Consider the following 9,551-nt stretch of genomic DNA (forward strand, 5'->3'; position numbering starts at 1 on the left):
CTGGTGATCTGCGAGCTGCTCGGCGTCCCCTACACCGACCGCGACGGGTTCCACCACGCCACCGAGGTGATGATGGACCTGAGCCACACCCAGGAGGAGCGCAACAAGGGCGCCCGCTGGCTGATCGGCTACATCACCGACCTCGTCGCGGCGAAGCGCGCCGACCCGGACTCCACGGGCCTGCTCGCGGACCTGATCCGCGACGCCGACGCGGGTGAGTCCTTCCTGACGGACAAGGACCTGGTCAACATCGGCGTCCTGCTGCTGTTCGCCGGGCACGACACGACGATGTCGATGATCGGGCTCTCCGCCCTGACCCTGCTCACCCACCCGGACCAGCGGGAACGGCTCGCCGCCGAGCCCGCGCGGATCGGGCCGGCGATCGAGGAGCTGCTGCGCTACCTCACGATCGTGCAGTTCGGGCTCGGCCGGGTGGCCCTGGAGGACCTGGAGCTGGGCGGCGCTCAGATCGCGAAGGGCGACCTCGTGGTGGTGGCGATGGCCGCCGCCAACCGGGACCCGCGGGCGTTCCAGGGCCCGGACACCCTCGACATCGACCGGAAGATGGCCCGGCACATGGCCTTCGGCTACGGCGTGCACCAGTGCCTGGGCCAGAACATCGCGCGCGCCGAGCTGCGCACGATCCTGCCCGAGCTGCTGCGGCGGTTCCCGGACATGCGCCTCGCCGTCGAACCGGAGCAGGTCCCGATGGACGTGCACGGCACCAACTACGGCGTGCGCAAGCTGCTCGTCACCTGGTAGCAACGCTCGTCCGGCCGACGCGGTCCTCGTGGCCGGCGGCGAGCAGCCACGGAGCGGCTCGGAAGAGACCCGCCGGGTCGTCCCGGCGGGTCTCCTCGCCTGTGCATCACCGGGGCGCCCCGGTCGTCACCCGCGGTCGGCCGTCCTGGCGCGATTGCGCTCCATCACGGCCCGCCGTCGCTCCTCCAGCCCGTCGAGCGATCCCGAGGCTCCACGGGCGATCGTCGTCTCGATCTCCAACGATCGGCCGACGATGCTCTGCGCCCCCTCGGTGTAGATCCGCTTCAGCGCCGTCATCGGCGCAGCCGGCACCTCGGCGATCGCCCGGGCCAGCTCCGTCGCCCGGCTCAGCAGGTCCGCGTGCGGCACCACCTCGGTCACCAGCCCGATCCGCTCGGCGAGCCGGGCATCGACCAGCTCGCCGGTCATGGACATCCGCCGCGCCCAGGCGGGCCCGACGAGCTGCGGCAGCCGGGCGGTCAGACCCCCGCCGGGCAGCACACCGACCCGCACGTGGGTGTCGGCGAAGGTCGCCCGCTCGGAGCAGACGAGTAGGTCGCAGCCCAGCGCGATCTCCAGGCCGCCGGTGAACGCCACCCCGTTGACGGCGCCGACGACCGGGGTCCGGCAACCGGCGACCCGGGCCACGCAGTTCTCCTCGTCGAACCGGCGGAAGTACGCGGCCCCCTCCACCACGGCCTGCTTGAGGTCCGCCCCGGCGCAGAAGGCCGGGTCCGCGCCGGTGAGGACGATCGCGCGCACGGTCTCGTCGGCGTCCGCGTCGGACAGCCCCCGATACAGCACGCTGATCAGCTCGCCGTCGAGGGCGTTGCGGGCCTCCGGCCGGTTCAGCGTCAGGACCCGGACGGCGCCGTCGTCCTCGATCCGCAGCACGTCGCTCATGCCGGCACCTCGGCGGTCCGCACCGCGGTGGCGAGCTCGGCCAGCACGGCGGGGTCGGTGTCCTCGCCCTGGTAGAGCGATACGCGGGTGAGCACGTCGCCGTAGCGGCGCCGGAGTTCGCGCCCCGCGGACGCCGGGTCGCCGAGGATCGCGAACTCGCCGAGGACGTCGTCGTCGATCCGCTCGGTCATCTCGACCCAGCGCCCGGCGCGGGACAGCCCGTGCAGCTCCTCCCCGAGCGCGCCCCACCCGTGCAGCTCCAGCACCGGGCGGTAGGCGGGCGTCGAGGCGTAGAAGGCGATCTGCGCCCGCACCCGCAGCGCGGCGGCGGCGAGCTCCTCCTCCGTCCGGCCGGTGACGACCATCGGCGCGCCCACGACCGCCGGTTCCGGCAGCGTGGCCCCGGCGCGGGCCCGGCCCCGCCGCAGCGCGGGCAGGGTGACCTCGCGCAGGTAGCGCTCGGTGGTGAAGCCGTGGCAGAGGAAGCCGTCCGCGACCTCCCCCGCGACCTCGGTCATCGACTCGCCCACGCCTGCCAGCAGGACCGGCGGGCTGCCGTGCGGGTGCGGCTCGGGCACGAACATCGGCGTCATCAGGGTGTGGGAGGAGAACTCGCCCACGAACTCGAGCGGCCGGTCCTCGTGCCAGCACGCCCAGATCGCGCGCAGGGCCAGCACGTACTCGCGCATCCGCGCGGCCGGGCGGGACCACGGCATCGAGAAGCGGCGGGTGACGTGGGCGCGCACCTGCGTGCCGAGGCCCAGCACGAACCGCCCGCCCGAGAGGGCCTGCAGGTCGTTCGCGAGCACCGCCGTCGACATCGGGTTACGCGCGAAGGCGACGGCGATCGCGGTGCCGAGCCCGACGCGCTCGGTGGCGGCGGCGGCCAGGGTCAGGGTGAGGAACGGGTCGTGTCGGACCTCGCTCGCCCACACGGCGTCGAAGCCCGCACGCTCCGCCCGCTCCGCCTCCCGACCCGCGTCACGCGGGCCGCCCGGCGGTAGTACGACATCCAGCTCCATCGGTCCTCCTCGTCGAGAACGTGCACGGTCGATCGATGATCCACAATGGACTGCGGTGCGCGGCCGGACGTACCGTCGGGGCATGGTCCTGCCCCTCGTCGCCGCCACGATGGCTCCGTTGCCCGGCCCGGCCGAGCGGAGCCCGGACCGCGCGCCCGGCTCCGCGCGCCGCACCAGCAGCGTGGACATGCTGCGTCCGGGCGGCCTCGGCGATCCGCGGCTGCTCGTGCGGGCGACCGCCCGCGACGTCCTCACCGGCGCGGACGGCGACGCCCGGGTCGCCGACACCGCCCGACTCGACGCCGAGGTGCGCTACGACGGCACCCGCGAGCTCGTCGCGCTCCGGAGCGAGCCGGCACGGCCCGGCACGGCCGGGCTGCTCGGACGGTCCGTCGCCTCGGGGTTCCGGGCCGCCGCCGACGCGACGCTCGCCCCCGGCGACGGCGGTGGGGTCCTCGCGCTGCTGCTCGACGATCTCCCGGTCGCGCTGGTCATCGCCGGCTACGCCCACGCGCTGACGAAGGAGCTGCCGCCCGGCGCCGGGCGCTTCCGCCCGCCGGCCGGCCTGTGCTCGGGCTGGCGGGAGGGCGGGACGATGGCCTCCGCGCTGGAGGCCGGTGGGCCCATGCCTCTGCGCCCGGGCCCCGACGCCCCGGCCGTCTCGCGTGCCGACGATCCCGCCGCGTGGCACGACACGCCCGTCCTGCCGCCGCTCGCCATGCGGCGCCGGCGGCGGATCGACGTCGAGCCGGGGGCCGCCGGGATCCGGGTCGACGCGATGTTCCGGGACACCTACGCCGACCCGGACGGCCGGGAGACCGTGCTCCACGAGTACGAGCTGCGGGCGGTGCTCGACCCCGCCGGGCTCGCCGTCCGGGAGATCGTCGCGGTGCCGCGCGTGCTGCCCGCGCCGGAGTGCCCGTTCGCGGCGGAGAGCGTGCTGCGCCTGGTCGGGACCCCGGTGGACGCCGTGGCGGAGCAGGTCCGGCGTGACCTGCGCGGGCCGAGCACCTGTACGCACCTCAACGACCTGCTCCGCTCCCTGACGGGCGTCCCGAGCCTGCTCGCGCTGCGCGGGACCTGAACCCGCGGTCACCGGTCCGAGCCGGTCCGGCCCGTGGGCGGGGGCCCGGACCGGAAGAGCGCCTCCTGCGCGAGGCTCGCCACGAGGGTCCCGTCCGCGGCGTGCACCGTGCCGGAGTACCAGCCTCGCCCGCCCGCGACGACCCGGGGCACGACGTCGACCAGGACCCACTCGTCGAGGCGCGCGGGGCGGTGGAACCACAGGGAGTGGTCGAGGCTGGGGCCGGTCGCGAAGCGGCTGCCGTCGTGCAGGGCGAGCAGGCCGCTGGACAGGTCCGACAGGTAGGTCAGGACACAGGCGTGCAGGAGCGGGTCGTCCGCCAGGTCGTCGGTGCACCGCGCCCAGAACCGGGTCGGCCACTCCGCGGAAGCGAGCTGCCCCGGCGGCAGCCGGCCCTCCATCGAGTGCAGCCGCAGGAGCTCGACGGCGGGCAGCGTCGCCGCGGGCGGGGCGGCCGGCGCCGGCTCGACGTCGAGCTCCCTCCCCGCCTCCGGCCGGTGGAACGAGGCCGACAGGGTGAACAGGACCCTGCCCCGTTGCCGCGCCACGACCCGGCGGGCCGAGAACGACCGCCCGTCCCGGTCGCGTTCCACGGCGAACTCCGTCGGTTCGGCCGCCGTCCCACCCCGGAGGAAGGCGCAGTGCAGCGAGTGGGGCACCCGGTCCGGCGGCACGGTGCGCCCGGCCGCCGCCAGGGCCTGCGCCGCGACCTGCCCGCCGTAGAGCATGTGCGGGCCCTCGTCGAACGTGCATAGCGCGAGGAAGCGGTCCGGACCCGTCTCCTCGACGGCGAGCAGCGCCGTCAGCGCCGCGTGCTCCGCCGGTGACGGGGGGCCCGGCAGCGCCGTCCCCGCCGGACTCGTAAGCGACATCGTCGAACCGTACACCGAGTCAGAATCTATCGGCCACAACTTGCGATACCGCTGCTGGAAGGCGTGACAGTCGGGTGACGCTGCTGTTAGAGTTCTGCTCCACCAGCGGGCGGCGAGGCTCGTTCCGCGGGCAATGAAGCGTTCCGTCGACGACGAGGAGCCGGTAGTGGTCGCCATCATGAAGGGGATCAGGGTGCTCGAGGTGGCGTCCTGGACCTACGTCCCCGTGGCCGGCGGGATCCTCGCCGAGTGGGGTGCGGACGTGCTGAAGGTCGAGCACCCTGAGATGGGTGACCCGCAGCGCGGGCTGGTGACGTCCGGCCTCGTCCCGGCCGGCGGCGTCGCACACATGGTGGAGCTGCCGAACCGGGGCAAGCGGAGCATCGGGCTCGACCTGAAGTCCGAGGAGGGCCGCGAGCTGCTGATGCAGCTCGTCGCCCGGTCGGACGTGTTCCTGACCAACTTCCTGCCCGCGGCGCGGACCAAGCTGCGCATCGACGTCGACGACATCCGCGCGGCGAACCCGAACATCATCTATGCCCGCGGCTCGGCGCACGGCCAGGAGGGCCCGGACGCGAACCGCGGCGGCTACGACAACTCGACGTTCTGGGCCCGCTCCGGCGCCGCGGACACCGCCAGCCCGGACGAGCTCGGCTACCCCGTCACCCAGCCCGGCGCCGCCTTCGGCGACGTCCTCGGCGGCCTGACGATCGCCGGCGGGATCTCCGCGGCGCTGCTGCACCGCGAGCGCACGGGTGAGGCCCTCACCGTGGACAGCTCACTGCTGGCGATGGGTGCGTGGGCGATGGGCGCCAGCCTCGCCGCGGCCGCGGCCTTCGGCATCGAGCGGATCCCCCGCTACAACCCGACGGACGCGCCGAACGCACTGGTCAACAGCTACCGGACCAAGGACGGCCGGTTCGTCTCGCTCGTCATGCTGGAGTCGGACCGGTACTGGCCCGAGCTCACCACCGCGCTCGGCAAGCCGGAGCTGATCACGGACGAGCGGTTCGTCGACCACGCGGCCCGGATGCGGAACAACAAGGAGGCCGTGGCGGAGCTCGCCGCGTTGTTCGGCGCGCTGACCTTCGAGGAGGCCCAGCGGGTCCTCGGCGGCGGGCGCGGGGCCTGGGCCCCTGTGCACACCCCGCGCGAGGTCCTCTCGGACCCGCAGGTGCTCGCCAACGGCTACCTCAACGACCTCAAGGACGCCAACGGCACCCCGTTCCAGCTGGTCCCGGCGCCCCTGCTGTTCAACGGCCAGCCCGGGGACACCCGGCGCGCGCCCGGCCACGGCGAGCACACGGACGACGTGCTGGGCGAGCTCGGCCTCGACATGGACCGGATCCTGGAGCTGAAGATCGCCGGAACCGTGCTCTAGGGAGCGCCCGGATTCAGCAGGCCGCGCTCGAGGAACGCGGCCATCGTCTCGACCACCTCGTCCGGGCTCACGGTGCGGGTCCGCACCGTGAGCCCGAGCGGAAGCCGCTCGAGGGCCGCCGCCGCGACGAACACCGCGACCCGCAGGTCCAGCGGGTAGCTGCGCGGGACGTCCGTCAGCAGCACGCCCAGGGCGGCCCGGACCGCGGCGGAGACGGCGTCGGCGTGCGCGAGCGCCTCCGGCGTCGTCACCTGCCGCTCGGTCCACACCTGGACGACCCCGGCGTGCCGGCGGTAGGCCGGGACGTACTCGCGCAGCCATTGCCGCAGGGCCGCGCCGTCGTGCTGCGCGGGCAGCCGGTCGATCAGCCCCCGCAGCTCGACGTGCGCCTCCTCGGCGAGCACCGACAGCAGGTCGGCCTTGTCGGTGAAGTACTTGTAGACCGTGCCGCGCGCGACCCCCGCCGCCGTGGCGATGTCGTCGACGCTGGTGGACGGGTACCCCTGCTCGGCAAAGGTCCGGGCGGCGGCGTCCAGGAGATCCCGGACGGTCCGCCGCACCCGGGCGCTCCGACCGGCGAAGCGGTCACCCACCGGCGGCGGTGGCGCGACCGGCTTCGCGACCGGCGGGGCCGCGACGGCGCCCTGGCTCGCGAGGACCTCCGGCGGGGTCCCGGGGAACAGCACCAGCTGCACCACGACGGCGAGGCTGTCGAGCAGCACGTCGTCCGACGGCCCCGAGGCCGCGGCGGTCCCCGCCCGCCGGAACGCGTTGACCCGGTGGACGACGAGCATCACCGCAGCCGCGAGGTCGACGCCGGGCGGCCCCTCGAAACCGGACGAGTCGAGCCGGGCGCCGATCCGGCTGGCGTAGGCGTCGACGAAGCCCGCGACGGTCGGCCGGTAGGCCGTCTCCGTCGAGTCCAGCTGCGCCCACTGGGCGAACATCGTCGAGTACCTGTCGTAGACCCACGCCCACTCGCCCAGCCACCAGTGCAGGTTGTCGAAGCCCTGGGTGGTCGGGCCGAGCGGGCCGAGCCGGCGGACGACGCGCATCAGCGCCGCGCCGCACTCCTCGAGGAGCTCGCCGAAGAGCTCCTCCTTGCTGGCGAAGTACTGGTAGAGCGTGGCGCGCGAGGTGTCCGCGGCCTTCGCGATGTCGTCGACCGAGATCGTCTGCAACCCCTGGCGCGCGATCAGCTCGAGCGAGACGTCCAGGATGTGCTGCCGGGTCCGGCTGCCCCGCTCGCCGACGACCGGGCTGTGCGGGCCGTAGCTCGCACGCCGGAGCACCTCGTCCTGCGCCACGGCCCTACTGTAGTTCCGGGCCGGACCCGGCCGGCCGGGCCGGGGTCAGCCGTCGCGGCGCAGCAGGAGGCAGCCCGCCTCCGGGCCGCCGCCGATCCCCACGGCCGCGATCTCCACGTCCTTCGGGATCTGCCGCTCCCCCGCCTCGCCCCAGAGCTGCAGGCAGGCCTCGTGCAGGAAGCCGTAGCCGTGCAGACGCCCGGCGGACAGCTGCCCGCCGTGGGTGTTGATCGGCAGCTCGCCGTCGAGGGCGTACCGGGCGGTCTCCTCGAGGAACGGCCCGGCCTCACCGTGCTTGCAGAACCCGAGGGCCTCGATCCACTGCAGACAGAGGTAGCTGAACCCGTCGTAGAGCTCGGCGAAGTCGACGTCCGCCGGGGTCAGCGAGGTCTGTTCCCACATGTGGTGCGCGGAGTCGTGCGCGGCCATCGTCGTCAGGTCGACGCGCTGGTCCCAGGTGTGCCGCTCGTAGAGGCCCGAGCCCGCGGCCTCGATCGCGATAGGCGCCCGGCCGGACTCTGCGGCGGCGTCGCGGCGGGAGAGGATGATCGCGGTGGCGCCGTCGCAGGGGACGTCGCAGTCGTAGAGCCTGAACGGGTAGGAGATCAGCCGCGCGGACAGGTAGTCGTCCATCGTCATCGGGTCGCGGTAGATCGCCTTGGGGTTGCGGGCCGCGTTGCGCCGGCCGTTAAGCGGGATCTGCCCGAGCTGCTCCCTGGTCAGGCCGAACTCGTGCATGTAGCGCATGGCGTACAGCGCGATCCAGTTCGCGGGGGACGCCGCGCCGAAGGGCATCCGGAACTCGGCGTGCCCGCCGGCCCGCATCTGCTTGCCCGTCAGCGCGGCCGCTCTGCCCTGCGCCTGCGCGGTCGACTCGAAGACGCTGCGGAAGCACAGGACGTGGGTGGCGCGGCCGGTGGCGATCGCGGAGGCGGCGTCCATCAGGGTGCCCGCCTGTCCCGGCGTCTCCACCCCGCTCAGTGCCCAGGTGGTGCGCAGGCCGAGCGCGTCGCGGACGTCGTGCGTGGTGGCGCCGACGAACCCGCCCTCCGCGACCACCGGGCCGGGGTAACTGGCCACGCCGTCGATGTCCGCCGGATCCAGGCCGGCGTGGGCGATCGCCTCCAGCGCCGCGTCCAGGGCGAGGTCGACGCCGCCGCGGCCGAGCTTGCGTCCGACGTCCGACTGGCCGATCCCGGTGATGACGACCTTGTCGTCGACGAAGCTCATGACGCCTGTCCTCCGGTGCTCGTGGGCCGGAACACCGGGACCCACACGTCGTCGTGGTGCTCGAAGTCGACCTCGACGTCCATCCCGATCCGCACGTCCGCCGGGTCGCAGTCGACGATCTGCGTGGTCAGCCGGGTGTCCGGCTCCTCCGCCAGCTCGACGAGCCCGACGACGTAGGGCACCGGGAACGCCTCGCCGAACCACGGGTGGTGGTTGAGCGTGTAGCTGGCCAGCGTCGCGCGCCCGGACACCGCCTCGGGGGCGACGTCACGGCTGCGGCACCGGAAGCAGGCCGGGGCCGGTGGATGGAACCAGCGGGAGCAGGCGTGGCAGCGGTGGATCCGCAGTTCGCCGTCGGCGCCCCCGGTCCAGAACGCCGCGGAGTCCGCCGTGACCTCCGGCAGCATGCGGAAAGCGGGTCGCGTCATCGCCCATCCCCTCTCGGTACCGGCACCGACGCCGGACCAACACTTCGTCAGAAACTATCCCTCCACACCATCCTCTGACAACGCCCGGCCTGCACCGAGTTGGAAACCCCGAGTTGAACGCTGTTGTCAGAATTGCGGCCGGCGACCTACACTCCGGACACCGGCGGCGAGGCACGGTCCTGGGTCCGCCCCGCCGGACGTCATTTGCCCGCCGGACCTGATCTCTGGGGAGCCACCATGCCCGAAGCCGTCGTCGTCTCCGCGTGCCGCACCGCCATCGGCACCTTCCGCAAGGGGACGCTGGCCGACACCAGCGCGTTCGACCTGGCCCACACCGTCGTCGAGGCGTCGGTGAAGCGCAGCGGCCTGGCCGCGGGCGACGTCGACGATCTCGTCCTCGGCGAGGTCATGTACGGCGGCGGGGATATCGCGCGACACGCCGCGGTCACCGCCGGCCTGGTCGACGTCCCCGGCGTCGCGCTCAACCGGCACTGCGCCTCCGGGCTCACCGCCGTCGCCATGGGCGCGGGCAGCATCCGCGCCGGGATGGACGACGTGGTGA

The 9,551-nt window shown here is 73.9% G+C and carries 9 protein-coding genes and 1 pseudogene; 4 read left to right on the forward strand and 6 right to left on the reverse strand.

Annotation, left to right across the window (positions count from 1 at the left end; translation table 11 throughout):
* Positions 1-762, forward strand: a 762-nt coding sequence (locus JWP64_RS23370) for a cytochrome P450 (protein ID WP_297500948.1), incomplete at its 5' end; no start/stop codon positions are given.
* A 126-nt stretch (positions 763-888) separates the two neighbouring features.
* Here the strand turns inward: JWP64_RS23370 and JWP64_RS23375 are convergent.
* Positions 889-1,665, reverse strand: a complete 777-nt coding sequence (locus tag JWP64_RS23375) for an enoyl-CoA hydratase (RefSeq protein WP_297500952.1) — start codon at positions 1,663-1,665, stop codon at positions 889-891.
* Positions 1,662-2,687, reverse strand: a complete 1,026-nt coding sequence (locus JWP64_RS23380) for a TIGR03617 family F420-dependent LLM class oxidoreductase (protein ID WP_297500955.1) — start codon at positions 2,685-2,687, stop codon at positions 1,662-1,664. Before JWP64_RS23380 ends, JWP64_RS23375 begins: the two co-directional genes overlap by 4 nt.
* 82 nt (positions 2,688-2,769) lie before the next feature.
* Here JWP64_RS23380 and JWP64_RS23385 point away from each other — a divergent pair, with 82 nt between their 5' ends.
* On the forward strand, positions 2,770-3,771 hold the full coding sequence (locus JWP64_RS23385; RefSeq protein WP_297500958.1) for a DUF2889 domain-containing protein: 1,002 nt from the start codon (positions 2,770-2,772) through the stop codon (positions 3,769-3,771).
* An 8-nt stretch (positions 3,772-3,779) separates the two neighbouring features.
* Here the strand turns inward: JWP64_RS23385 and JWP64_RS23390 are convergent, their stop codons facing one another.
* Positions 3,780-4,643, reverse strand: coding sequence for an acyl-CoA thioesterase domain-containing protein (locus tag JWP64_RS23390; RefSeq protein WP_297500961.1), 864 nt, complete (start codon positions 4,641-4,643; stop codon positions 3,780-3,782).
* A gap of 166 nt (positions 4,644-4,809) precedes the next feature.
* Between JWP64_RS23390 and JWP64_RS23395 the strand changes: the two genes are divergently transcribed.
* The gene (locus JWP64_RS23395) at positions 4,810-6,024 is read left to right on the forward strand and encodes a CoA transferase (protein ID WP_297500964.1); all 1,215 of its coding nucleotides are present in this window, start codon (positions 4,810-4,812) and stop codon (positions 6,022-6,024) included.
* On the opposite strand, the gene JWP64_RS23400 is transcribed toward JWP64_RS23395, so the two are convergent.
* From JWP64_RS23400 to JWP64_RS23410, 3 genes are read right to left on the reverse strand one after another with little or no spacing between them, the layout of a single operon-like run.
* Complete coding sequence (locus JWP64_RS23400; protein ID WP_297500967.1) at positions 6,021-7,331, reverse strand: TetR/AcrR family transcriptional regulator; 1,311 nt, start codon at positions 7,329-7,331, stop codon at positions 6,021-6,023. The genes JWP64_RS23395 and JWP64_RS23400 overlap by 4 nt on opposite strands.
* A gap of 45 nt (positions 7,332-7,376) precedes the next feature.
* Positions 7,377-8,561, reverse strand: a complete 1,185-nt coding sequence (locus tag JWP64_RS23405) for a thiolase family protein (RefSeq protein ID WP_297500969.1) — start codon at positions 8,559-8,561, stop codon at positions 7,377-7,379.
* Complete coding sequence (locus JWP64_RS23410; RefSeq protein WP_245351001.1) at positions 8,558-8,989, reverse strand: OB-fold domain-containing protein; 432 nt, start codon at positions 8,987-8,989, stop codon at positions 8,558-8,560. The genes JWP64_RS23405 and JWP64_RS23410 overlap by 4 nt, the downstream gene beginning before the upstream one ends.
* Before the next feature lie 237 nt (positions 8,990-9,226).
* On the opposite strand from JWP64_RS23410, the pseudogene JWP64_RS23415 reads away from it, so the two are divergent.
* Positions 9,227-9,551, forward strand: a pseudogene (locus tag JWP64_RS23415) (acetyl-CoA C-acyltransferase); the annotation flags it as partial.

The organism is Pseudonocardia sp. (assembly GCF_025465255.1).
Taxonomy (GTDB): Bacteria; Actinomycetota; Actinomycetes; order Mycobacteriales; family Pseudonocardiaceae; genus Pseudonocardia.

What these genes read in the sequence shown, in the direction of transcription:
- JWP64_RS23380 (WP_297500955.1), bottom strand. Translation starts at nt 2,687, where the DNA reads ATGGAGCTGGATGTCGTACTACCGCCGGGCGGCCCGCGTGACGCGGGT.
- JWP64_RS23405 (WP_297500969.1), bottom strand. Translation starts at nt 8,561, where the DNA reads ATGAGCTTCGTCGACGACAAGGTCGTCATCACCGGGATCGGCCAGTCG.
- JWP64_RS23390 (WP_297500961.1), bottom strand. Translation starts at nt 4,643, where the DNA reads ATGTCGCTTACGAGTCCGGCGGGGACGGCGCTGCCGGGCCCCCCGTCA.
- JWP64_RS23410 (WP_245351001.1), bottom strand. Translation starts at nt 8,989, where the DNA reads ATGACGCGACCCGCTTTCCGCATGCTGCCGGAGGTCACGGCGGACTCC.
- JWP64_RS23385 (WP_297500958.1), top strand. Translation starts at nt 2,770, where the DNA reads ATGGTCCTGCCCCTCGTCGCCGCCACGATGGCTCCGTTGCCCGGCCCG.
- JWP64_RS23375 (WP_297500952.1), bottom strand. Translation starts at nt 1,665, where the DNA reads ATGAGCGACGTGCTGCGGATCGAGGACGACGGCGCCGTCCGGGTCCTG.